Below are 23117 nucleotides of genomic sequence, written 5' to 3' on the forward strand. Positions count from 1 at the left end.
GTCACCAGGGCACCGGGCCTTCGTCGTCGACGAAGGTGCCCGTCGGGCCGTCCTTCGGGATCGTCGCCATCCGGACCGCCGACTCCGCACCCTGCGCGGCCGTCCGGGGGCCCGAGTGGCGGTTCAGGTCGGTCGCGCAATGGCCGGGGCAGACGGCGTTGACCAGGATCCCGTCGGCCCGCAGGTCCCTCGCGTACTGGAGCGTCAACGACGTCAAAGCGGTCTTCGACGGCGTGTACCCCGCCGAGATCGGGAGTTCGCTGGCCGGGTCGGCGTTGCGGGCCAGCGACGCGCCGCTGCTGGAGACGTTGACGATGCGCGGCGCCGCCGATCGGCGAAGCAGGGGCAGCAGGGCGTTCGTGACCGTGACGACGCCGAAGACGTTCGTCTCGAAGATCGTGCGGAGGACGTCGAGATCGGCCGTGCTCGGGCGCTGGCTCGCCAGGTCGGAGTCCGGCGGCAGGGCGATGGCCGCGTTGTTGACCAGGACGTCGAGCCGGCCGTAGCGGGCGTCGATCGCGGCCGCGGCCGCGGCGACCGAAGCCGGGTCGGTCACGTCGAGCACCACCGACGAGCCGCCGATCTCCGCGGCCGCTTTCTCGCCGGCGGAAGCGCTGCGGGCGCCGATCACGACCGTGTGCCCGAGGGCGGCGAGCCGGCCGGCGATCTCGCGGCCGATGCCCTTGTTCGCGCCGGTGACCAGAGTGATTTCGTTCATGACCCCAGCACACCAGCGCGCGGCCGCTTCGAGCCAACACCGAAGCCGCATCGGCCGATACCCTGCGGGTATGCAGCAACCGGAAACGCGGGAGCTCGCCTACTTCGTGGCCGTCGCCGAGGAACGGCACTTCGGCCGCGCGGCCCAGCGGCTCGGCATGGCGCAACCGCCCCTGTCGCGCGCCATCCAGCAGCTCGAACGGCGGCTGGGCGTGGCGCTGCTGGAACGCACCAGCCGCGGGGTGAACCTGACCGCCGCCGGCGCGGTTTTCCTTGCGGAGAGCCACAAAGCGCTCGACGCCGTCGCCGCCGCGGTGCGCCGGGCGCAGCGGGCCGGCGAGGACGTCCCGAAGCTGCTCGTGGCGACAAAACCCGACGGTGACGCCGGCCTGCTCGAGCGGATCCTGCCCCGGTACCGGCGGGACCCGGACGCCGTCGAGGTCGAGGTGGTCGTCTGCGGGATCGGCGAGCAGACGCCGATGCTGCGCGACGGGCGCGTCGACCTCGCGTTCGTGCACCCGGCGCACGACGACCTCGCCGGGTTCGACACCGAGCTGCTGCTGACCCAGGACCAGGTGGCGGTCCTGCACCGCGGCCACCGGCTGGCCGGGCGCAGCGCCCTGGTGCTCGCCGACCTCGACGGCGAGCCATTCCCCCGCTGGCCGGGGACGGACAAGACGACGAGCGGCCCCGAGGTGCGGGACTCCGGGCAGCTGATGCAGCTGATCGCACTGGGTCAGGCGGTCGCCGTGCTCCCGGCGTCGGTCCGGCGCCACGCCTGGGCGGACGTCGTGTGCGTGCCGGTGCTCGACGCGCCGCAGAGCTCGATCGTGCTGGCCTGGCCCGACCGGACGCGGTCGCGGGCGGTGGCCGCGTTCGTCCGGGCGAGCACCGAGGCCGCGACCGTGACGGCCTAGATGCCCGGCGGTCCCGCGGCCCACTTCGGCGGGGCCGGCGGTTCGTACGTCGCGAACTTGTCGAGCAGCACCGCCGGGTCGGCGTCCGTCAGCAGCAGCTGCCGGTAGTCCGCCTTGACGAACCCTTCCGTCACCATGTGGTCGGCGAAGGCCAGCAGCGGGGCGTAGTAGCCGTCGACGTCGACCAGGCCGATCGGCTTGGTGTGCAGGCCGAGCTGGGCCCACGTCCAGACCTCGAACAGCTCCTCCAGCGTCCCGGCGCCGCCGGGCAGGGCCAGGAAGCCGTCCGACAGGGCCGCCATCTTCGCCTTGCGCTCGTGCATGTCCTTCACGACGTGCAGTTCCGAGAGCCCCGCGTGCGAGATCTCGACCGAAGAGAGCGCCTCCGGGATCACGCCGATCACCTCGCCTCCCGCGGCGAGCGCCGCGTCGGCGACCACGCCCATGGTGCCGACGCTCGCGCCGCCGTAGACCAGCCCGATGCCGCGCTGGGCCAGCAGTTTGCCGAGCGCCGCCGCCTGCTCGGCGTAGCGCGGCGAGAAACCCATCGACGAGCCGCAGAAAACACAGATCCGGCTCATCAGTGGGTGTCCTCCCAGGCCTGGTACGAGTCCTGCACCACGCGGACGGCGTCGTCGATGTCGTCGGTGACGTGCAGCAGGTCCAGGTCGTGCGCGCTGACCTTGCCCTCGGCCTGCACGGTCTTGGCGATCCAGTCGTAGAGCCCGCCCCAGTACTCGCTGCCGAACAGCACGACCGGGAACTTCGTGACCTTCTTCGTCTGCACCAGGGTCAGCGCCTCGAACAGCTCGTCGAGCGTGCCGAAGCCGCCGGGCAGGCAGATGAAGGCCTGCGAATACTTGATGAACATCGTCTTGCGGGCGAAAAAGTAGCGGAAGTTGACGCCGAGATCGACCCACGGGTTCAGGCCCTGCTCGAACGGCAGCTCGATGCCGAGCCCGACCGAGAAGCCGCCGGCCTCGGCCGCACCGCGGTTGACCGCCTCCATCGCGCCCGGGCCCCCGCCGGTCATCACGGCGAACCCGGCGTTGGCCAGCGCCTCGCCGATCTTGCGGCCGAGCTCGTACTCCGGGTGATCGCGCTTGGTGCGCGCCGAGCCGAACACCGTGACCGCGCGCGGGACCTCGGCGAGCGCGCCGAAACCCTCGACGAACTCGGCCTGGATCCGCAGCACCCGCCACGGGTCGGTGTGCACCCAGTCGCTGGGCCCGCGCGAGTCGAGCAGCCGCTGGTCGGTCGTGCTGCCCTGGTCACGGCGGTCGCCACGCAGGACCACGGGGCCCTTCTGGCGCTCGACCGGACGCTCGGGGTACTGGCCGTCGGGGAATTCAGACTGTTCGCTCACTTCCCCATGCTACGACGTCCCCGCGAGCGAAAATGCGAGCAGCGCCGTGGAGGTGAAGTCGATGGCCGGCTCGTTACTGGGCCATGAACTCGGGTCGTCGGCGTAACGGGATCCCTGCCCGTTGAAGGATTCATCCGGACGGGTGCATTCCTTCGCGCCCGCGGGGAACGGCAGATCGGCGAAGTTGTCCGCGCCGTTGGGTCCATTCACGACCGCGCCGTACAGCACTTTCGAAGGTCCGGCGAGGTTCGCGGCCTGGTGGTGCGGGCACTGCGGGAACGTGGCGCCGACGCCGACCACGAGCGACACGCCCCAGGCGTTGGCCCCGAGGGTGAAGTCCCGTTGGCGTGCGCCGAACGCCGCGTAGCGGGGGTCGCCGGTGACGCGCTGGTAGAGCCGGGCGGTCGCGGCGAAGCCGAAGCTCTTGCTGGCGGCGTCGAAATCGGTGACGTCGACGGCCGTCCGGAATGGACTCTTCTCGGCCCGTTCCGCTCCGGTATCGAGCTGGCGGCGCAGGTCGGCGGCCAGTTCCCGGACGCCGAGCGCGGCGCCCGGGACACCTGTGCGCAGCAGCCCGGCGAGGTCGGCATGGGCGAGCGCGCTGGTGTCGTAGAGGTTCAGCGTGCTCTTGTCGTCGCCGGCGATGTAGGTCTTCGCCCACTTCGCGGCGTCGCGGGCCCAGCCGGTCGCGCGCGGATCGTCCAGCTCGCGGGCCGCGAGCGCGAGCTGCGTCGCGCCGAGTTCGAGGTCGCCCTCCCAGGACGACTCGGGGTAGTAGGCGTGCGGGAAGGCCGTGACGAGCTCGCCGACGTCCGACGTCCTGGCCTGCGCGCCGAGCGCGAACGCGGCGGCGACACGGCCGGCGAGGTTCGGGCTGAGCGGGGTGCCTCCTTCGCCAGCACTTGGTCCGGGTCGTCGCGCAGCACGAAACCCAGCTCGGCCAGGGAGTACGCCGTGTTGGAGGTGAACTTCACGAAGTCGCCGGCGTCGACCCAGCCGCCTTCGACGTCGACCCGGCCGCCCAGCGGCGTCAGCGGTTCGACGATTTCGTCGCCGCCCTCACCGGCGAACTTCGGCTCGGCGTAGACGGTGCCCCGGCGGTCGGCCAGGTGCGAGGGTTTGCGGTCCAGGCGTCGCGCGGTGTCGATCCGGAACGGCGGCGACGTCGCCCCCGCGGCCGTGACCCGGTAGGTCCACAGTGGACAGGTCGAGGTCGAAAACGGTTTTGTAGCGGTCATTCCACGCGCCGAGACTGGCCCCGATGCGGCCCTGGCGGACAGTGCGGCCGCAGTCGTCGACGACCGTGAAGGTCCCTTGCGCGCCACCGAGCAGGTATGCGTGCTTCGCCTCGCCGAGCGCGTAACCGACCTGGTCGACACGCACCTCCGCGGGGGTCGCGGCCGCGGGCGTCACTATGTCCGTTTCCGCGTTCCGGCGCCGATGACCTACCGTGGGACGATGACCAGGGCCCCCGCCGAACCGCTCGGCACGCGGATCCGGCGGCTGCGCGCCGACCGCGGCTGGACGCAGCGCGAGCTGGCCGAGCCGGGGTACGACCGGGGTTTCCTGGCGAAGGTCGAGACCGGCAGCCGGCCGCCGTCGGAGGAGATGCTGGCCTACCTCGCGCGGCGGCTCGGCCTGACCGTCGACGAGCTGCGGTTCGGGCGCCCGCCCGGCGTCGCCGCGGAACTGCGGGCCGCGCTGGACGAGGGCTACCGCGACCTGGAGCAGGGCCGGGGCGCGGCCGCGACGGAGCGGTTCGCGGCCGTGGCGAAGCAGGCCGCGGGCTACCACCTCGCCGACGTCGAGTGCTACGCGCGGTTCTGCCAGGCCGAGGTGAAGTGGCAGCTGTTCGACGTCGAGGGCGCGCAGGCGGCGCTGGAGCACGCCGGGGAACTGGCGGAGGCGGCGCCGCCGTGGCTGCGGGCGATGATCGTGCACCGCTGGTCCGGCTGCCGCTACCTGGCCGGCGACGCCGGCGCGGCGATCGCCCGCGTCGAGGAAGCCTTGGTCTCGCTGGCAGGCGATCCGGACGCCGAGTTGTGCCTGCTCAGCGCGTTGATCCACCCGCTGATGGAGATGGGCGGGCTGCACCGGGCGCGGCGGGCCGCGCTGGACGGACGCCGGCTGATCCGGGCGGCCACGCGACCGGACTTCGTCGCGCGCTTCCACCGGCAGGCGTCCCAGGTGTGGCAGGCGATCGGCGAGAGCGAACGGGCGGAGCAGGACCTGATCGAGGCGTCACGCCTGTTCGCGTCGGTCGGCTTCGACCGCGACGCGGCCCGCTGCCGCTGGGCCCGCGGCTACCTGCTGCGCCGCCTGGGCCGGCTGGCCGAGGCGCGCGCGGAGCTGACGGAGGCCCGGGACCAGCTCGCGGCGATCGGTTCGGAGGAGGGCGTCGCGGGCGCGACGATCGAGCTGGCCGAGGTCCGGCTGCGCCAGGGCGCGGCTTCGGACGCGGCTTCGCTGGTCGATTCGGTGCTGCCGCTGCTCACCCAGGACGTGGAAACGCTCGGCGAGGCGACGGGCCTGCTGGGCCAGATCGCCCGGGCCCAGGGCGACCTGCCCGCCGCGACCCGCCTCCTCCGCGAGGCGCTGGAAATCCAGACCCGCGCGTCCCTGCACGCGGCGGCGGTTTCGACGTCACTGCGGCTCGGAGACGTCCTACGACAACGTGGTCATCTCGACGAGGCCATCGCGGCTTACCGCCGCGGCCTCGACTCCGCCGAGGTCACCGACCCCTGAGCCGTCCCCGGACGGACGACACGCGTACGCGGCCGGACGACACGCGCACCTGGATGGACGACACGCGGCAGTCTCGGCCGAGCCGTCGTGTCGTCCGCCTGAGTACGCGTGTCGTCCGTCGGGGTACGCGTGTCGTCCGTCGGGGTACGGGCCGGTGGTGTGGACCACTTGGGGTGGCGGTCCGGGATCGGGGCCCCGTGGACCAAGTTCCTACGAAAGTTAGTGAATTGGTTCAGACCAGTCGCGGACACGGGCTGCTTCCTGGGGGTTTGTGCGGAACGGCGTGATCTTCGCGGCAAGACGCTGGGCCATTCGGCCCATTGACCGGCAGGCCGCCGGAACCTTTACTCGGATGCGTCCGGCGCTATAACACCAGTTATTCCGGCGGACACATCGCGACCCGGCCGGGCGCACGGTCTCCCCGAGTCCCACCGGAAAGGTTCCCCATGAGATCCCCACGAGGGCTGGCGGCGATCGCCGGCCTGACCCTGACCTTCGCGCTGCCGGCGATCCCGGCCGCCGCGTCGCCCGCACCGGCTCAAGCCCCGAACCCCGAGGCGCTCGCCGCCGTCGCCGCCGACCAGGCCGCGCTCAACGGCGTCGACCAGCTCGCCAAGGGCCCGAGCGAGGCGTTCGTCCGCACCGGCGTCACCCCCGGTGGCGGCGGCCTCTTCTACGCCTCCTACCAGCGGACTTACCACGGCCTGCCGGTCGTCGGCGGGGACGCGGTCGTCGTCGCCGACGGGGCCGGGCGCGTCCGCGGCACCGACGCCGCCAGGACCGCGCCGATCACCGTGCCCACGAAGGCCGCCCTGAGCGGCGAAAAGGCGAGCACCATCGCCAAGGCCGAGGTGTCCGCCGTCGACAAGGCGACCGCGCCCAAGCTGGTCGTCCTCGCCGGGGACGCGCCGAAGCTCGCCTACGAAGTCGTCGTCAGCGGTCACAACCGCGCCGTCCCGACCAACCTGCACGTCTTCGTCGACGCGGCCACCGGCGCGGTCCTCGACACCCGCGACGACGTCCGCACCCTCGCCGCGCCGGGCAAGACCACGGCAACGAGCACCGCCGCGGTCGCGGGCACCGGCAACTCCTACTACGCCGGCCAGGTCTCGATCGACACGTCCGGTTCCGGCAGCTCCTACTCGATGACCGACCCGGGCCGCCGCGGCATCGCCTGCGGCCGAGAGGGCGGCGCCATCTTCACCAAGAGCACCAACAGCTGGGGCAACGGCTCCGGCACCGACCTCGAGACCGGCTGCGTCGACACGCTCTACAGCGTCCAGTCCGAGTGGAAGATGCTGGGCGACTGGCTCGGCCGCAGCGGCATCGACGGCGCCGGCGGCGGCTTCCGCGCGAGCGTCGGCCTCAACGACGTCAACGCCTACTGGGACGGCTCCTCGACGCACTTCGGCCACTCCCAGGACAACCAGCGCCAGGCCACCCCGATGGACGTCGTCGGCCACGAGTTCGGCCACGCGATCTTCCAGACCACGCCGGGCGGCGCGGGCTCGGGCAACGAGAACGGTGGCATGAACGAGTCCACCGGCGACATCTTCGGCGCGCTCACGGAGGCCTACGCCAACAACCCGAAGGACACGCCGGACTTCACCGTCGGTGAGGGCGTGAACCTCGTCGGCCAGGGCCCGATCCGCTACATGTACAACCCGTCGCTGGTCGGCGACCCGAACTGCTACTCGTCGTCGATCCCCAGCACCGAGGTGCACGCCGCCGCGGGTCCGCAGAACCACTGGTTCTACCTGCTGTCCCAGGGCAGCAACGCTTCCCCGTCCAGCCCCACGTGCAACGGGAGCACCGTCACCGGCATCGGCATCCAGAAGGCCGGCAAGATCTTCTACAACGCGCTCCTGAAGAAGACGTCCTCCTGGAACCACAAGGCCGCCCGCAAGGCGACCCTCGAGGCCGCGATCGCGCTGTACCCGGGCAGCTGCACCGAGTTCAACGCCACCAAGGCCGCGTGGGACGCCGTCTCCGTCACCGCCGCCAGCGGTGAGCCGACCTGCACCGGCACCCCGCCGGCCGGCAACGACTACTCGCTGACGCTCTCCCCGACCTCCGCGTCCGTCCAACCCGGACAGTCCGCGACGACCACGGTGACCACCCGGGTCACCGCGGGCAGCGCGCAGACCGTGCGGCTGCTCGCCACCGGCCTCCCGGACGGCGCCAAGGCGACGTTCAGCCCGGCGAGCGTCCAGTCCGGCGGCACCGCGTCGCTGACCATCACCACCGCGGCGACCACCCCGAACGGCACCAGCCAGGTGACGATCACCGGGGACGGCACCGACGCCGACCACACCGCGCAGTTCTCGCTCACGGTCGGCACCGGCACCCCGCCGACCGGCTGCTCGGGTATCGCCGAGTGGGACTCCGCGAAGGCGTACGTGCCCAACGACGTCGTGGGCCACAACAGTCACAAGTGGACGTCCACGTGGTACTCGACCGGTGCCGAGCCGGGCGCGCCCGGCTCGTGGGCGGTCTGGAGCGACGCCGGCGCCTGCTGAGACCCGCCGCGCGGTGGCGGGTGACTCCCCCGCCACCGCGCGGCTTCCAGGCATACCCTGTACCCGTGGAAAGGCGAACCGCGTGAGCGTGAGCGGCGAGACCGTCGGCGAGCGCCTGCGTGAACTGCGCACCGAGCGCGGCCTCACCCAGCGCGAACTCGCCGGCCCGCAGTACTCCGCGGCGTACGTCTCGTCGGTCGAGACCGGCGCGCGGACGCCGTCGGGGGACGCGCTGCGGTTCTTCGCGCAGCAGCTCGGGATCGAGCCCGACGAGCTCCTCGGCGGCAGCTCCCCGCGTGAGCTGCTCGAGCTGGACATCGAGCTGATCGAGACGGCGGAACGGTTCCTGCTCGGCGACGCCCGCCGCGCCACCCCGCGGATGCAGCGCCTCCGGCGTCGCGCCGAACGCCTCGAGCGGCCCCGCCAGGAGGGCATCGCGCTGCTGTGGCTGGCCGGTTATTCCCGCGGCGAGGCGCGCACGAAGTACGTCGCGGAGGCCGAAACGGCGCTGGCGGGCGAACCGCCGCCGGTGCGGGCGATGGTGGCGCCGCTGCGCGCGGCCGTGCTGAGCGACTGGGGCGAGGCGCAGTATTCCTTGCACCTGCTGGAAACCTGCCACGCGGAACTGCTGCGCGACGGTTACCCGCAGCCGTCGATGCTGCTGACGTTGCGGGCGTGCCTGGCCGAGCGGCACCTGCGTCAAGGCGACCTGGAGCGGGCTTCGGAGTACGCCGACGCGGCGCTGCGGCTCACCCGCGGCGGGCCGGCGGTGCTGGCCGAGCTGACCCGCAGCCACGTCGAGGTGTGCCGCAGCCACCTGGCCGCGGACCGCTTCGCCGACGCGGCGGCGTCGATCGCCGCGGCCTACGACCTGATGCAGGAGCGGGCGCTGCACCCGGCGATGGCGCACTGCCTGCTGGCCAGGGCCCGCGTCCGCGGCCGCCGGGGAGACGTCGAGGGCGCGCTGGCCGACCTCGGCGCGGCCCGCGAAACGGCCTGGCCGGACGACGTCCCGGCGATCACGGTCGAGCTGGCCGGGGAGTACCTCGCGGCCGGCCGGCTGGAGACCGCGGGAGCGTTGCTCGACCAGATCCGCCCGGCGGTCGTGGCGGGGACGGCGCTGGCCGCGGAGCTGCGGCTGCAGCTGGGTTCCCTCGCGCGGGCGCGGGGTGACGGCCGGCGTGCCGCCGAGGACCTGCGGGCGGCGGTCGAGCTGGCCACCGGGCTCGGGGCGCGCGGGGTGCTCGTGCGGGCGCTGCGTCCGCTGAGCGAACTGCTCGGGGAGACCGGGCGGCCGGAAGAGGCGGCCGACGTGCTGCGGAACGGGCTCATCGCGCTCGGCGCGGAAAACGATTCCTGAGCGGTACTAACGATTCTCGGTGATCGAGACCGTCCGGCGTTCGGATGGTGTCGGGGACAATCCCTACGAAAGTCGTTCCGGCGCGGAATGCCCGAAGAATCCCCAGCACGGGCGGGGTTTGTACGAATTGACCGGCAAATCCGGAACGCGTCGTTGGTCCGTTCGGCCCATTGACGGCCCGATGCGCTGATCCTTTACTCGGATGCGTCCGGACGCATACCTGCTGTTAGCACCCCGGACACGTCTCTTTTCCCCGCACCGCACCCCATCGTCCTGCCTTCGTGGAAGGAAGACCTCGATGACCCATCGTGGGTTCAGAACGGGCTTGGCGGCCGCCGCCGGGCTCGCCATGACGCTCGCTTTGCCGGTGACCCCGGCGAACGCGGCTCAGCAAGCACAACCCGCCGCCCCCGAAGCGGCCGCCGCGCGGGCCGCCGACCAGGCCGCCGCGAGCGGGCTCGACGCCCTCAAGCGCGGGCCGGCCGAGGCGTTCCAGCGCGTCGGCCTGACCGCCGGTGGCGGTGGCCTCTTCTACGGCGCGTACCAGCGGACTTACCAGGGCCTGCGGGTCGTGGGCGGAGACGCGGTGGTCGTCGCCGACGGGGCCGGCCGCGTCCGCGGCACCAGCGCCGCCGAGACCGCGCCGATCTCCGTCGGGACGCAGGCCGGGCTCGACGCCGCCAAGGCCGCCGCCACCGCGCGCGCCCAACTGCCCACTGTGGACAGTGTGAGCACGCCGGAGAAGGTCGTGCTGGCCGGGGCGACGCCGAAGCTGGCCTACGAGGTCGTCGTCGCCGGGCGCACCGCGAGCGCGCCGAGCAACCTGCACGTGTTCGTCGACGCCGCCACCGGCGCGGTCCTCGACAAGCGGGACGACGTCAAGACGTTCTCCTCCGGCGCGAAGAGCCAGGCCCAGCCGAGCACGGTGAACGTCGCCGGCACCGGCAACAGCTACTACGTCGGCAACGTCTCCATCGACACCACGCAGTCCGGCAGCACCTACACGCTGCGCGACCCGGGCCGCACCGGCATCAGCTGCGGGCGCGAAGGCGGTTCCGTCTACAGCGGCACCGACAACGCGTGGGGCAACGGCACCGGCACGGACCTCGAAACCGGCTGCGTCGACGTCCTCTACAGCGTCCAGACCGAGTGGAAGATGCTGTCGGAGTGGCTGGGCCGCAACGGCATCAACGGCAGCGGCACCGGCTACCCGGCGTCCGTCGGGCTCGCCGACGTCAACGCGTACTGGAACGGTTCCTCGACCCACTTCGGGCACTCGCAGGACAACCAGCGCCAGGCGACCTCGATGGACGTCGTCGGCCACGAGTTCGGCCACGGCGTCTTCCAGTTCACCCCGGGCGGGGCCGGTTCCGGCAACGAGAACGGCGGGATGAACGAGTCCACGGGTGACATCTTCGGCGCGCTGACCGAGGCGTACGCCAACAACCCGAAGGACGTCCCGGACTACCAGGTCGGCGAGGGCGTCAACCTGGTCGGCCAGGGCCCGATCCGCTACATGTACCAGCCGTCGCTGGTCGGCGACCCGAACTGCTACTCGTCGTCGATCCCGAGCACCGAGGTGCACGCGGCGGCCGGCCCGCAGAACCACTGGTTCTACCTGCTCGCCGAGGGCTCCGCGCCCGGTGGCGGCAAGCCGAACAGCCCGACCTGCAACAGCTCGTCGGTCACCGGGCTCGGCATCCAGAAGGCCGGCAAGATCTTCTACAACGGCCTGCTGAAGAAGACGTCGTCGTGGAACCACAAGGCCGCCCGCAAGGCGACCCTCGAAGCCGCGATCGCGCTCTACCCGGGCAGCTGCACCGAGTACAACACCACCAAGGCCGCGTGGGACGCCGTCTCCGTCACCGCCGCGACCGGTGAGCCGGCCTCGTGCACCGGCGGCGGGCCGGACTTCTCCGTCGCGCTGAACCCGGCTTCGGGTTCCGTGCAGCCGGGCGGCTCGGCCACGACGACCGTCAGCACCGCGATCACCTCCGGTGCGGCGCAGTCGATCACGCTGTCCGCCTCGGGCCTCCCGGCCGGCGCGACCGCGACGTTCAGCCCGGCCACCGTCCAGTCCGGCGGTTCCTCGACGCTGACCATCGCGACGACGTCGTCGACCCCGACCGGCAGCTTCCCGATCACCATCACCGCGGACGGGGCCAGCACCGACCACACGGCTTCGTTCTCGCTCACCGTCGGTACCACCGGGTCGTGCGCGCCGGTGACCAACGGGACCCGGCTGAACATCCCGGACTACCCGGGTGCCGCGGTCAGCAGCACCAGCACCGTGGCCGGCTGCGCGCGCAACGCGTCGTCGACGACCAAGGTCGAGGTGCACATCACCCACACCTACAGCGGTGACCTGGTGCTGGACCTCATCGCGCCGGACGGCTCGTCGTACCGGCTGAAGAGCTCCAGCAGCAGCTCGACGCCGAACATCAACACGACCTACACCGTCAACGCCTCGTCGGAGGTCGCGAACGGTGCGTGGAAGCTCCAGATCCGCGACGTCGGCCCGGCCGACACCGGTTACCTGTCCTCCTGGACGTTGACCGTCTAGTCCCAAGTCCGTGAAGGACTCCTTACCGGCCTTAAGAGCCGGTAAGGAGTCCTTCACGGCTGTCCCCCTCCCTCACCGAAGGAACTCACCGCCATGAAGTGGAAGACGAAGCTCGGCGCCGGGGTCACCGCCCTGGCCGCTGTGTTAGGGGTCGTGACCGCGCCTGCGGCTACAGCCGCACCGGTCACGACGCTCGCGGCGCCGGACATCTCGCTGGCCAACATCAAGACCCACCTCAACCAGCTGCAGACCATCGCGAACAACAACGGCGGCACGCGTTCGCCGCGCGGCGCCGGTTACGCGGCTTCCGTGACCTACGTGGAAAACCTGCTCAAGAACGCCGGTTACACGACGACCCGGCAGACCTGCACCAGCTGCATCGGGCAGTCGCAGAACCTGATCGCGGAGTGGCCGCAGGGTGACGCGAGCCAGGTCATCATGCTGGGCGCGCACCTCGACAGCGTGAGCGCCGGGCCCGGCATCAACGACAACGGCTCCGGCAGCGCGTCGATCCTCGAGACCGCGCTGACGCTGGCCCGCACCAACCCGGCGATGGCCAAGCGCGTCCGCTTCGCCTGGTGGGCCGACGAAGAGTCCGGCCTGGTCGGCTCGAAGTACTACGTCAACAACCTGCCGAGCGCCGAGCGCACGAAGATCAAGACCTACCTCAACTTCGACATGATCGGGTCCAAGAACTGGGGCTACTTCGTCTACGACGACGTCGCTTCGGTCAAGGCGATCTTCGACGAGTACTTCTCCTCGATCGGCATCCAGACCGAGGGTGACAGCGAAGGTGACGGCCGGTCCGACCACGCGTCGTTCAAGAGCGCGGGCATCCCGGTCGGCGGCCTGGCCACCGGCGCCGGCGACATCAAGAGCTCGGCGCAGGCCCAGAAGTGGGGCGGCACCGCGGGTGCGGCGTTCGACAACTGCTACCACCGCGCGTGCGACACGACGGCGAACATCCCGGACACCCCGCTGGAGAAGAACTCCGACGCCATCGGGTACGCGCTGTGGAAGCTGGCCGTCGCCACCACACAGGGCAACGACTTCTCGGTGAACCTGAACCCGACCGCCGGGACCGTCCAACCCGGACAGTCGCTGCAGGTCGCCGTGAGCACCGCGACGACGTCCGGCAGCGCGCAGTCCATCTCGCTGTCGGCGTCGGGTCTGCCCGCCGGCGCGACGGCGTCGTTCAGCCCGGCGACCGTCCAGTCGGGCGGTTCCTCGACGCTGACCATCGCGACGACGGCCGGCACCCCGACCGGCACCTTCCCGATCACGGTGACCGCGGACGGCGCGAGCGTCGACCACACGGCGACGTTCTCGCTGGGCGTCGGCAGCACGTCGTCGTGCGCGCCGGTGACCAACGGGACCCGGCTGAACATCCCGGACTACCCGGGTGCCGCGGTGAGCAGCACCGCGACCGTCGGCGGCTGCGCGCGCAACGCGTCCGGCACCACCAAGGTCGAGGTGCACATCACCCACACCTACCGCGGTGACCTGGTCATCGACCTGATCGCCCCGGACGGGTCGTCCTACCGGCTGAAGAGCTCCAGCAGCGACTCGACGGCGAACCTCGACACCACCTACACCGTCAACGCCTCGTCGGAGGCCGCGAACGGCGCGTGGAAGCTGCAGCTGCGTGACGTCGGCCCGGCCGACACCGGTTACCTGTCCTCCTGGACGCTGACCGTCTGACCTTCCGGACGACCGGGGGCGGCACTTTCACGTGAAAGTGCCGCCCCCGGCAATTTGTCTAGACCACCCGATCGTAGGTAGTCAGCGGTTCCCGGCGGCACCTATCTTGAGCGGACACGCCGCGTTCGCTTCATCGAAGATGGGAGCCGGTATGTCCGGTCGGAGAACCCGCTTTTTCGGAACCCTTCTGGCGGCGGCGCTGGCTGTCCCGCTGCTCGTGCCGGCCCCCGCGCAGGGGGCGGTGCAGGCCGACACGTGCGCGGTGAAGTCCCGGCCCGCCGGCAAGGTCCTGCAAGGCTATTGGGAGAACTGGGACGGCGCCGCGAACGGCGTCCACCCCGGACTGGGCTGGGTGCCCATCACCGACAGCCGCATCGCGCAGCACGGGTACAACGTCATCAACGCCGCCTTCCCGGTGATCCGCTCCGACGGCACGGTGCTGTGGGAGAACGGGATGGACGCCGGCGTCAAGGTGTCGACGCCCGCCGAGATGTGCGCGGCCAAGGCCGCCGGCTCGACGCTCCTGATGTCCATCGGCGGCGCGGCCGCCGGGATCGACCTCTCGTCGTCCGCCGTGGCCGACAAGTTCGTCGCCACGATCGTGCCTCTGTTGAAGCAGTACAACTTCGACGGCATCGACATCGACATCGAGACCGGCCTCACCGGCAGCGGGAACATCAAGACGCTCTCCGCGTCACAGTCGAACCTGATCCGGATCATCGACGGCGTGCTGGCGCAGATGCCGTCGAACTTCGGGCTGACGATGGCGCCGGAAACCGCCTACGTGACCGGCGGCAGCATCACGTACGGCTCGATCTGGGGCGCGTACCTGCCGATCGTCAAGAAGTACGCGGACAACGGCCGCCTGTGGTGGCTGAACATGCAGTACTACAACGGTTCGATGTACGGCTGCGCCGGCGATTCGTACCAGGCCGGGACGGTGCAGGGCTTCACCGCGCAGACCAACTGCCTCAACCAGGGCCTGGTCGTCCAGGGCACGACGATTCGCGTTCCGTACGACAAGCAGGTCCCGGGCCTGCCCGCCCAGCCGGGCGCGGGCGGCGGCTACATGTCGACGAGCCTGGTTTCCCAGGCGTGGCGCGCGATCCCGAGCCTCAAAGGCTTGATGACGTGGTCGCTCAACTGGGACGGCTCGAAGTCCTGGACGTTCGGCAACAACGTCAAGTCCCTGCAGGGCCGCTAGTCCAAAGCCGTGAAGGACTCCTTACCGGCTCTTATGGCCGGTAAGGAGGCCTTCACGGCTTTACGAGGTGCCGTCGGGGATGGGGTCGTTGTACTCGCCGGACGGGCCGGCGTAGGAGCGGCCGTTCGGGAAGGGCCACGGGTTCGGGACGCAGCCGTGCAGGCCGAGCGTCTGCTGCTCCATCACCGGCGCCAGCTTTCCCGTGCCGGGGCACAGCTCGTGGCCCTGGCCGAGCCGGTGTCCGGTCTCGTGCGTGACCATGTACTGGCGGTACAACGCGAGCGGCGCGCCGTAGTTCGGGACGGCGTTGGCCCAGCGGGCGACATTCAGCACGACGTTGCTGCCGTTGCGGCACGACGTGTAGCCGTCCGGGGTGCCGCCGCAGAGCTTGTCACGGCTGGCCGGAGTCGCCAGGTAGATCGTGAAATCGGCGCTGTCGTCCGGGCCGACCTGCTGCAGCCGCCACTCGCCGCCGCCGGTCCAGCCGCGCGGGTCGCCGAGGATGGTCCGGATGTCCTTGGCGAACTCGGCGGGCCCGACGCCGTCGATGTCGGTCTCCAGCGCGATCCGGTACCGCATCAGCCGGCCTTGCGTGCCGGCCACCTGGTCGCTGCCCGGGGTGAACATCCACTGCCCCGACCCGGTCTGCGGGAAGGTGATCAGGACGGTCTGCGCATGGGTCTGCGGCTGCTGCGCCTGGACCGGCTGTTCGGCGGGCGGGGGCGGCACGGACGTCGCGTCCCCGATGGCCATGACCACGGGCCCGGCCGCGGGTGCCGCGACGGGCTGGCCTTCACAGGCGGTCAGGGCACCGGCCACCGCCACAGCGAGCACGGCGACGGCCGCGGCTCGTCTCGCGGCGGTTTTCGGCATGGGTCCTCCCCAACGGGTGGTGTCACCAGTGGATACGGCTCGCACCGGGGAAAGGTTGCAAGCTCGCGCGACTGTAGAGCTTCACCGCAGTTCAGGACCTTCGGGTGTGACGCCCGACACTCAGCCCAGGAACTTGCGGAGCACGTCTGTCACCTGGCGGATCTCCGCCGTGCGGACGTTCTCCTCCTGGGTGTGCGCCAGGGTCGGGTTGCCCGGGCCGAAGTTCACCGCCGGCATCCCCAGCGCCGCGAAGCGCGCCACGTCCGTCCAGCCCAGCTTCGCCGCCGCCTGGCCGCCCGCCGCCGCCACCAGCTCCGCCGCCGCGGGGGCCGACAGGCCCGGCAAGGCGCCCGGCGAAAGGTCCACAACGGACAGTTCGAAGCCCGCGAAGACCTCGCGCAGGTGCTTCTCCGCCGCCGCCGGGTCGCGGTCCGGGGCGAAGCGGTGGTTCACCGTCAGGACCGCCGCGTCCGGGACGACGTTGCCGGCCACCCCGCCGCCGACCGACGTCGCCTGCAGGCCCTCGCGGTAGGTCAGGCCGTCGATGTCGACGATCCGCGGCTCGTACTCCGCCAGCCGCCGCAGCGGCTCGGCGAGCGCGTGGATCGCGTTCTCCCCCATCCACGCCCGCGCCGTGTGCGCGCGCTTGCCCGAAAACCGCAGCTCGACGCGCATCGTGCCCTGGCAGCCGGCCTCGATGACGCCGTTCGACGGCTCGCCGACGATCGCCAGGTCACCGGCCAGCCATTCCGGCAGCTCGCGCTCGATCCGGCCGAGGCCGTTCTTGACCGCTTCGATCTCTTCGTTGTCGTAGAAGACGAACGTGATGTCGTGCTTCGGCTCCCGGAGCGTCGCGGCGAGGTGCAGGAACACCGCGTCGCCGCTCTTCATGTCGACCGTGCCGAGGCCGTGCAGGGTCTCGTCGTCACCCGTGCCCTCGCGCCGCGACGGCCGGTTGCCGTTCTCCGGCACGGTGTCCAGGTGCCCGGCGAGCACGACCCGCGACCCGCGGCCCAGGTCGGTCCGCGCCAGGACGGCGTCACCGTTGCGGACGACCTCGAGGTGCGGCGCCTGCTTCAGCAGCGCTTCCTGCACCAACGTCGCGAGCTCCGCTTCGCTGCCGGAGACGCTGAAGACGTCCACCAGCGCGGCGGTGAGGTCGACGGGGTCGGCGTGCAGGTCGAGGCTCATGACCGGCACGCTACCGGCAGGGCTACCGTGGGTGCGTGGTTAGGTTCCCGGTCGCCGTGGGCGGCGCGTTGCTGGTCCTGCTCCTGTCCGGCTGTGGCCGCGAGGCCGGCCCGACGCCGAAACAGGGTGGCGAACCCGGGCCGGACGCGCTCCCGACGAAGCTGGCCGCGCTGACCGCCGACCAGTGCTACGCCAGCCCGCGGACCCAGCTGCCGAAGGGCTGCGAGAAGTACGTCACGGAGCTCGGCAGCGTCCCCGGCTCGGCCCGCAAGCGCGCCGGCGACAAGGACCCGCAGCTGGTCACCGAGGCGGCCGGGCTCGAACGGGCCGTCGGCGCGTTCCGGACCACCGGCTGCACCACGGTCGCCGACCCGGGCGGGCCCTGCACGCAGGCGCTGGTCGACATCGCCGCCGCCCTTTCGGGGCTGAAGAAGCAGGTCGACGCCCGGCCCACAGAGGGTTGACCCAGGTCACTCCACTACGGTTGGGGCCGTGAGCGAGCAGACCCCGAACCCCGAAACGACCGGCGCCACCGGCGTCGGGCTGGCCACCGTCGCTACCGACGGGACGGTCCTCGACACCTGGTACCCGCAGCCCAAGCTGGTGGACGCGGGCACGTCCGGCACCGAAGTCCTGAGCGCGGAAGAGACCACCGAGCTGCTCGGCGCGGCCGCCGCGGCGCTGCTGGGCCCGGACACCGACCGCGGGGTCGAGGTCGTCGCCGTCCGCACGACGATCGGCAAGCTGGCCGACGCGCCGGCCGGCACGCACGACGTCTACCTGCGGCTGCACCTGCTCTCGCACCGGCTGGTCCGGCCGCACGGCCAGAGCCTCGACGGCCTGTTCGGCCTGCTGGCGAACGTCGTGTGGACCAACCACGGACCGTGCCCGGTCGAGGGCTTCGAGGCGACCCGGCTGCGGCTGCGGGCGCGCGGCGCGGTGACCGTCTACAGCGTCGACAAGTTCCCGCGGATGGTCGACTACGTCATGCCCGCCGGCGTCCGGATCGGCGACGCGGACCGCGTCCGCCTCGGCGCCCACCTGGCGAGCGGCACGACCGTGATGCACGAGGGCTTCGTCAACTTCAACGCCGGCACGCTCGGCGCGTCCATGGTCGAAGGCCGGATCTCGGCCGGTGTGGTGGTCGGCGACGGCTCCGACGTCGGCGGCGGCGCGTCGATCATGGGGACGCTCTCGGGCGGCGGCAAGGAGACGATCTCGCTGGGCGAGCGCTGCCTGATCGGCGCGAACGGCGGCATCGGCATCTCCCTGGGCGACGACACGGTCGTCGAGGCCGGGCTGTACGTCACGGCGGGCACGAAGGTCGTCGTGGACGGCAAGGTCGTCAAGGCCCGCGAGCTCAACGGCGTCTCGAACGCGGTCTTCCGGCGCAACTCCGGCACCGGCGCGGTCGAGGTCGTCGCGCGCGCGGGCTCCGGCGTCGAGCTGAACGCGATGCTGCACGCCAACTGAGGCAAAAAGCCGTGAAGGCCCCCTTACCGGCGATTACAGCCGGTAAGGGGGCCTTCACGGCTTTTTGGGTGACGTCGGGTTGTTCACCTACCATTCATCCGGTGACCACCGAATCGTTGCCCCACACCCCGGCCGAGCTGGGGCTGCCCGACGTCCCGGTCGAGGCCCGGCCGGCGGATCCGGCGGTCCACCACGTGCGCGCCAAGCTCGACCGGGAGATCCGCGCGTTGCTCGCGCACGAGCCCGGCACGCGCTCCGGCGCCGATCCCGAGGACCTGCACCAGATGCGCGTCGCCCTGCGGCGGATGCGCAGCGTGCTGAAGCTCTCGGGTGAGCTGGTCGGCGACGGCGCCGAGCCGGTGCGGGCCGAGCTGGGCTGGCTCGGCCAGTCGCTCGGCGAGGTGCGCGACCACGACGTCCTGATCGAGCACCTGCGCGAGGTCATCGCCGACTTCGAGGTCCGCGACCAGCTCGCCGGCCGGCAACTGGTCTCCCGGTTCGTCTCCGAGCGCGCGACGGCGAAGGGGCGGCTCACCCGGGCCCTGTCCAGCGCCCGGTACTCGACGCTGCTGCACGAGGTCAGCCTGCTGACGCGGGCGACGCCGTCCACTGTGGACGTTCCGCAGCGCGACCTGATCGCCGCACTGGCCAAGCCGCACCGCAAGCTCACCAAGGCGGTGGGCGCGCTGCCCGCCGACCCGCCGGACGACGACCTGCACGCCCTGCGCATCCACGGCAAGAAGCTGCGGTACGCCGCCGAGCTGGCCCAGACGTCGGCGAAAAAGAAGCAAGCGGCGCGGATCAAGGACCTGCTCAAGGCCACAAAAGACTTCCAGACGGTGCTGGGTGACCACCAGGACGCGGTGCTCGCGGCCGAGCGGATGCGCACGGTCCTGGACACCGGCGACAGCGCGATCGGCTTCGTGGCCGGCCGCATCGCGGAGCGCGAACTGACCCGCCGGGCCGAGGCCCGCGCGACGTGGCGAGCTGCCTGGGAAGCCGTCGACGCCGCCGCCAAGGCCCTCCACGCCTGACCCGTCACTTTCCCTAGGAAAGATGCGGCTTCGGGCCCCCGAGACGCATCTTTCCTAGGGAAAGTGACGTCTTCGGGGCGGGCGAACGGTCGAAAAGGGGCGGTTTCGTCAGGAGATCGACCAGACGTAGTTGTCCGGGCGGATCAGCACCGTGCGGCCGCCCTCGGCCTCGTAGGCCGCGTACGCGTGGCCGCCGTCGTCGACCAGGTCCGTGCCCGTTGCCACGCTTCCGGCGGGCAGGATGCGGTAGCCGTCCGAAGGGGCGTCGCCGAAGGTCAGTTCTGTCGCGTGCGGGCCCCTGAACAGCTCGAACAGGCGGACGCGCTTGCCGTTGGCGTCCGTGAGCGGGGCATCCGGCGCGCGGTCGCCCGGCCGCAGCGCGCCCGTGCCGGCCGGGGACAGCGGGCCGCCGCGGTAGGTGATGTCCAGCTGCTGGGTGTCCTCGCCGCGCTTGTGCGCGTCCTCGTCGCCGTCCTTGTACTTCTGCAGCAGCCCCGTCGAGACGCCCAGCACCCGGGCCGCGACGGTCCGGCGCTCCTCCTCGTAGCTGTCGAGCAGCTCGGGTGCGCCGTCGGCGAGCTTCCAGCCCAGGTTGTAACCGTCCTGGACGCCGGTGTTGAGCCCCTGGCCGCCGGTCGGCGGGTGGACGTGCGCCGCGTCGCCGGCCAGGAAGACCCGGCCGTCGCGGAAGCGCGCCGCCAGCCGGATGTTCGGCCGCCAGACCGTCGACCACGCCAGGTCGGACAGCACGACGCCGCCGCCGCTCAGCGCGTCGAGCCGGGCCTGGACCGCGGGCAGCGCGGTTTCGACGTCCACGTCGCCGTCACCCAGCGGCGAGCCGAACTGGAAGTGCGGGGTGCCCGGCAGCGGGCTGAACATCATGCCGCTCATCGGGTTCTCCGGCGTCGCGAACCAGTGGCCGTAGCCGCGATCGAGACCCTCCGCCCGGACGTCGCCGAGCAGCATCCGGATCGACTCGTCGGTAGTGCCCTCGAAGGCGATCCCCAGCGCCTTGCGCACGAGGCTCTTGCCGCCGTCGGCTCCGACCAGGTAGGCCGCGCGGACCGTCTCGCCCGTGCTCAGCGTGGCCGTGACGCCGTCGGCGTCCTGCTCGAAACCGGTCAGCGCGGTGGCCGGTTCGACGCGGACGCCGAACTCGGCGAGCCGGTCGCGCAGGATGCCCTCGGTCTGGGACTGGCCGAGGAACCAGCCGGTCGGGTACGGCTTCGCCGGCGTCGGCTCGACCGGGTCGAACATCAGCCGCTCGCCGACGACCTCGCCGCCGAGGTGGATCTTCATCGGCACCGGCGCGGCGCCCTGCGCGAGCACCGCGTCGAGCACGCCGAGGTCTTCGAAGACCTCCAGGGTGCGCGGCTGCAGGCCGTCGCCGCGTGAGCCGACGAAGAACGTCTCGGCCTTGTCGATGATCCGCACGGCGACGTCGCGCCGCGCCAGCTCGATGCCCAGCGTCAGCCCGGTCGGGCCCGCCCCCGCGATCAGCACCGTCGTATCCATGTCATCCTCCCAGTGAATTAAAATTCAGTGAATCTGGATTCAGAATGGCACTGCTAGCGTCCCGCGTCAAGGGAGGTGGCGGTGAACCGCAAGGAGAAGGCCGCGGAGACCGAGGCCGCGCTGAAGGCGGCGGCCCGGCGCGTGTTCGCGCACAAGGGCTACCTGAACACCAAGATCACCGACATCACGGCGGAGGCCGGGCGCGCGGCGGGGTCGTTCTACAACCACTTCGCCAGTAAGGAAGAGCTGCTCGAAGCGCTCTTGGCCGACATCGCGACCTCAAGCGACGAGAGCGCGCTGACCGAGGGCCACCTCTCGGACTTCAGCGACCCGGCGGCCGTGCGCTGGCACGTGGCGCAGTACTGGGAGTTCTACAAGGAGCACGCGTCGACGATGCGCGCCCTCGGCCAGGCGGCGCTGGTGAACGACGCGTTCGCCCGCACCCTCGCCGGCTTCGGCGCCACCCAGGCGGCGGACCTCAACGGACACCTCGAGCACATCACGGCCGCGGGCATGCGGCTGCCGGCGCGGCTGGACCTGAGCATCGTGATGATGTACCGGCTGGTCGACAGTTTCGCGCAGATGTGGCTGCTCGACCCGGCCCCCACCGGCTGGACCCCGCCGACCGACGAAGAGGCGGTCGAGGCCCTCACCCGGTTCGTCTACCGGGGTTTCACCGGCCGGGACTACTAGGGCGTGTCTGACAATGCCTTGGTCCAGGTGACCACGGCGTGGAGAACTACCGCGGAGCGATAGACGATGGCGAGTTTGTCGTAGCGGGTGGCCAAGGCTCGCCATTGCTTGAGCAGGTTGAAGCGGCGTTCGACGACGTTGCGGCCGCGGTAATCGACCGAGTCGAAGGCGGGTGGGCGCCCGCCGCGGGAACCGCGGCGTTTGCGGTGCCCGGCCTGATCAGCTGGCTCGGGGATCACCGCAGTGATGCCGCGGTCGCGCAAATGGCCGCGGATCGCCCTTGAGGAGTAGGCCTTGTCCCCGCGGACACGGTCGGGTCGCGTGCGAGCTCGACCGCGTCCGCGGCGAGCGACATGCAGATGCCGCATCAGGTGCGGAAACATCGGCGCGTCCCCAGCCTGGCCGGGACCGATCAACGTCACCAGTGGCCGGCCGTTCCCGTCGACGAGGTGGTGGACTTTGGTGCTCCAGCCGCCGCGGGAGCGACCGATCGCGTGATCAGGCGGCTCGGCGTGAAGATCCGTGTAGTTCGACCCAGCCCCCTGTGGGGCGGGTGATGTTCGTGGCGTGCTGATGCGCACGGGCGATGCTGGAATCCACCGACACCGACCAATCGATCAGGCCGGCCGCGTCTGCGGTGGCGAGCAGGCGTTGCAGCACGGTGTCCCAGGTGCCGTCGCCGGCCATCCGGCGGTGCCAGGTCCAGATCGTCTGCCACGGACCGAACACCGCCGGCACATCCCGCCACGCGATCCCGCAGCGGTATCGGTAGATGATCCCCTCGACCATCGCCCTGGCGTCGGAGAACGGTCGGCCTTGCTTGCCGGTGCGGACCGGGAGTAGGTCCTCGATCAACGACCACTGATCATCTGAGAGCAACTGAAACCGCGACACACCGGGCAGCATCTCAGCCAACAGCCGGCACCTTTGTCAGACACGCCCTAGGCGCTCAAGCCCGACCAGCAGGTCAGCAGTAGCCCCACCATGTCACCTGCTCCGCGCACCTCATTGCAGTCGACCAGGCCCCATGGTGCCATTAGGCATGACAGCAGCGATCAGATCTCGGCACGATAACAACGACTACTGCAATCAGGGTATTGGTGGTTGAAATCTGGACTGATGGCCCGAGCGGTGCTTACGATTACCCTGCGTTGCACGGCGAGCTAAAATCGACGCCCGCACCCCGAACTCCGCCCGAGCTGGATAGCTAGCGGGCGTGGAGTGTTGTATTCTTCCGTCAGCATTC

General features: G+C 71.2%; 19 protein-coding genes and 2 pseudogenes. 11 read left to right on the forward strand and 10 right to left on the reverse strand.

The genetic code is table 11. From position 1 onward, the window contains the following. Position 1: 1 nt before the first annotated feature. A complete protein-coding gene (locus OG494_RS31600; RefSeq protein WP_328444930.1) occupies positions 2–718 on the reverse strand; it encodes an SDR family NAD(P)-dependent oxidoreductase in 717 nt (238 codons plus the stop codon). Positions 719–788: 70 nt separating this feature from the next. On the opposite strand from OG494_RS31600, the gene OG494_RS31605 reads away from it, so the two are divergent. After that, positions 789–1634 (forward strand): LysR family transcriptional regulator, encoded by an 846-nt coding sequence (locus OG494_RS31605; protein WP_328444932.1) that lies wholly within the window; start codon positions 789–791, stop codon positions 1632–1634. Here OG494_RS31605 and OG494_RS31610 read toward each other — a convergent pair. The 5 genes and pseudogenes from OG494_RS31610 to OG494_RS31630 all read right to left on the reverse strand — a co-directional run bounded on the left by OG494_RS31610 (position 1631) and on the right by OG494_RS31630 (position 4413). Then, positions 1631–2215, reverse strand: a complete 585-nt coding sequence (locus OG494_RS31610; RefSeq protein WP_328444934.1) for a TIGR00730 family Rossman fold protein — start codon at positions 2213–2215, stop codon at positions 1631–1633. The genes OG494_RS31605 and OG494_RS31610 overlap by 4 nt on opposite strands. Continuing rightward, complete coding sequence (locus tag OG494_RS31615; protein WP_328444936.1) at positions 2215–3000, reverse strand: TIGR00730 family Rossman fold protein; 786 nt, start codon at positions 2998–3000, stop codon at positions 2215–2217. The genes OG494_RS31610 and OG494_RS31615 overlap by 1 nt, the downstream gene beginning before the upstream one ends. Before the next feature lie 9 nt (positions 3001–3009). Next, positions 3010–3996, reverse strand: coding sequence for a glycoside hydrolase family 9 protein (locus tag OG494_RS31620; protein ID WP_328459082.1), 987 nt, complete (start codon positions 3994–3996; stop codon positions 3010–3012). Then, positions 3960–4148 (reverse strand): annotated as a pseudogene (locus tag OG494_RS31625) (glycoside hydrolase family 9 protein); the annotation flags it as partial. The gene OG494_RS31620 and the pseudogene OG494_RS31625, both read right to left, overlap by 37 nt. Further along, positions 4060–4413: a cellulase N-terminal Ig-like domain-containing protein gene (locus tag OG494_RS31630; RefSeq protein ID WP_328444938.1), complete on the reverse strand. Its 354-nt coding sequence runs from the start codon at positions 4411–4413 to the stop codon at positions 4060–4062. The pseudogene OG494_RS31625 and the gene OG494_RS31630, both read right to left, overlap by 89 nt. Positions 4414–4458: 45 nt before the next feature. Between OG494_RS31630 and OG494_RS31635 the strand changes: the two genes are divergently transcribed. The 6 genes from OG494_RS31635 to OG494_RS31660 all read left to right on the forward strand — a co-directional run bounded on the left by OG494_RS31635 (position 4459) and on the right by OG494_RS31660 (position 15092). Continuing rightward, complete coding sequence (locus OG494_RS31635; RefSeq protein WP_328444940.1) at positions 4459–5745, forward strand: helix-turn-helix domain-containing protein; 1287 nt, start codon at positions 4459–4461, stop codon at positions 5743–5745. A gap of 446 nt (positions 5746–6191) precedes the next feature. After that, positions 6192–8264 (forward strand): M4 family metallopeptidase, encoded by a 2073-nt coding sequence (locus OG494_RS31640; protein WP_328444942.1) that lies wholly within the window; start codon positions 6192–6194, stop codon positions 8262–8264. 82 nt (positions 8265–8346) lie between these two features. Continuing rightward, positions 8347–9624 carry a helix-turn-helix domain-containing protein gene (locus OG494_RS31645; RefSeq protein ID WP_328444944.1) on the forward strand — a complete coding sequence of 426 codons (1278 nt, stop codon included), beginning with the start codon at positions 8347–8349 and terminating at the stop codon, positions 9622–9624. Positions 9625–9922: 298 nt separating this feature from the next. Next, positions 9923–12187, forward strand: a complete 2265-nt coding sequence (locus tag OG494_RS31650) for a M4 family metallopeptidase (protein WP_328444946.1) — start codon at positions 9923–9925, stop codon at positions 12185–12187. 93 nt (positions 12188–12280) lie between these two features. Continuing rightward, entirely contained in the window at positions 12281–13888 is a 1608-nt protein-coding gene (locus OG494_RS31655) for a M28 family peptidase (protein ID WP_328444948.1), read from the forward strand. A 151-nt stretch (positions 13889–14039) separates the two neighbouring features. Beyond that, a complete protein-coding gene (locus OG494_RS31660; protein WP_328444950.1) occupies positions 14040–15092 on the forward strand; it encodes a chitinase in 1053 nt (350 codons plus the stop codon). A gap of 60 nt (positions 15093–15152) precedes the next feature. Here OG494_RS31660 and OG494_RS31665 read toward each other — a convergent pair whose 3' ends face one another. After that, a complete protein-coding gene (locus OG494_RS31665; RefSeq protein WP_328444952.1) occupies positions 15153–15965 on the reverse strand; it encodes a DUF3152 domain-containing protein in 813 nt (270 codons plus the stop codon). A 120-nt stretch (positions 15966–16085) separates the two neighbouring features. After that, positions 16086–17156, reverse strand: a complete 1071-nt coding sequence (gene dapE, locus OG494_RS31670; RefSeq protein WP_328444954.1) for a succinyl-diaminopimelate desuccinylase — start codon at positions 17154–17156, stop codon at positions 16086–16088. Between the two features lie 56 nt (positions 17157–17212). On the opposite strand from dapE, the gene OG494_RS31675 reads away from it, so the two are divergent. The 3 genes from OG494_RS31675 (at position 17213) to OG494_RS31685 (ending at position 19663) form a co-directional block, all read left to right on the forward strand. Next, positions 17213–17620, forward strand: a complete 408-nt coding sequence (locus OG494_RS31675) for a hypothetical protein (protein WP_328459083.1) — start codon at positions 17213–17215, stop codon at positions 17618–17620. A gap of 28 nt (positions 17621–17648) precedes the next feature. Further along, positions 17649–18629 carry a 2,3,4,5-tetrahydropyridine-2,6-dicarboxylate N-succinyltransferase gene (gene dapD, locus OG494_RS31680; protein WP_328444956.1) on the forward strand — a complete coding sequence of 327 codons (981 nt, stop codon included), beginning with the start codon at positions 17649–17651 and terminating at the stop codon, positions 18627–18629. A 101-nt stretch (positions 18630–18730) separates the two neighbouring features. Continuing rightward, the gene (locus tag OG494_RS31685; RefSeq protein WP_328444957.1) at positions 18731–19663 is read left to right on the forward strand and encodes a CHAD domain-containing protein; all 933 of its coding nucleotides are present in this window, start codon (positions 18731–18733) and stop codon (positions 19661–19663) included. Between the two features lie 108 nt (positions 19664–19771). Here OG494_RS31685 and OG494_RS31690 read toward each other — a convergent pair whose 3' ends face one another. Next, positions 19772–21178: an FAD-dependent monooxygenase gene (locus OG494_RS31690; RefSeq protein ID WP_328444959.1), complete on the reverse strand. Its 1407-nt coding sequence runs from the start codon at positions 21176–21178 to the stop codon at positions 19772–19774. 81 nt (positions 21179–21259) lie between these two features. On the opposite strand from OG494_RS31690, the gene OG494_RS31695 reads away from it, so the two are divergent. After that, positions 21260–21871: a TetR/AcrR family transcriptional regulator gene (locus OG494_RS31695; protein ID WP_328444961.1), complete on the forward strand. Its 612-nt coding sequence runs from the start codon at positions 21260–21262 to the stop codon at positions 21869–21871. Here OG494_RS31695 and OG494_RS31700 read toward each other — a convergent pair. Next, positions 21868–22777 (reverse strand): annotated as a pseudogene (locus OG494_RS31700) (IS5 family transposase). The gene OG494_RS31695 and the pseudogene OG494_RS31700 overlap by 4 nt on opposite strands. Positions 22778–23117: the final 340 nt, after the last annotated feature.

Source organism: Amycolatopsis sp. NBC_00438, from assembly GCF_036026695.1.
Lineage (GTDB): Bacteria > Actinomycetota > Actinomycetes > Mycobacteriales > Pseudonocardiaceae > Amycolatopsis.

Coding starts and splice junctions, on each gene's coding strand:
- OG494_RS31660 (WP_328444950.1), top strand. CDS start 14,040: ATGTCCGGTCGGAGAACCCGCTTTTTCGGAACCCTTCTGGCGGCGGCG.
- OG494_RS31690 (WP_328444959.1), bottom strand. CDS start 21,178: ATGGATACGACGGTGCTGATCGCGGGGGCGGGCCCGACCGGGCTGACG.
- dapE (WP_328444954.1), bottom strand. CDS start 17,156: ATGAGCCTCGACCTGCACGCCGACCCCGTCGACCTCACCGCCGCGCTG.
- OG494_RS31650 (WP_328444946.1), top strand. CDS start 9,923: ATGACCCATCGTGGGTTCAGAACGGGCTTGGCGGCCGCCGCCGGGCTC.
- OG494_RS31605 (WP_328444932.1), top strand. CDS start 789: ATGCAGCAACCGGAAACGCGGGAGCTCGCCTACTTCGTGGCCGTCGCC.
- OG494_RS31600 (WP_328444930.1), bottom strand. CDS start 718: ATGAACGAAATCACTCTGGTCACCGGCGCGAACAAGGGCATCGGCCGC.
- OG494_RS31635 (WP_328444940.1), top strand. CDS start 4,459: ATGACCAGGGCCCCCGCCGAACCGCTCGGCACGCGGATCCGGCGGCTG.
- OG494_RS31610 (WP_328444934.1), bottom strand. CDS start 2,215: ATGAGCCGGATCTGTGTTTTCTGCGGCTCGTCGATGGGTTTCTCGCCG.
- OG494_RS31655 (WP_328444948.1), top strand. CDS start 12,281: ATGAAGTGGAAGACGAAGCTCGGCGCCGGGGTCACCGCCCTGGCCGCT.
- OG494_RS31665 (WP_328444952.1), bottom strand. CDS start 15,965: ATGCCGAAAACCGCCGCGAGACGAGCCGCGGCCGTCGCCGTGCTCGCT.
- OG494_RS31640 (WP_328444942.1), top strand. CDS start 6,192: ATGAGATCCCCACGAGGGCTGGCGGCGATCGCCGGCCTGACCCTGACC.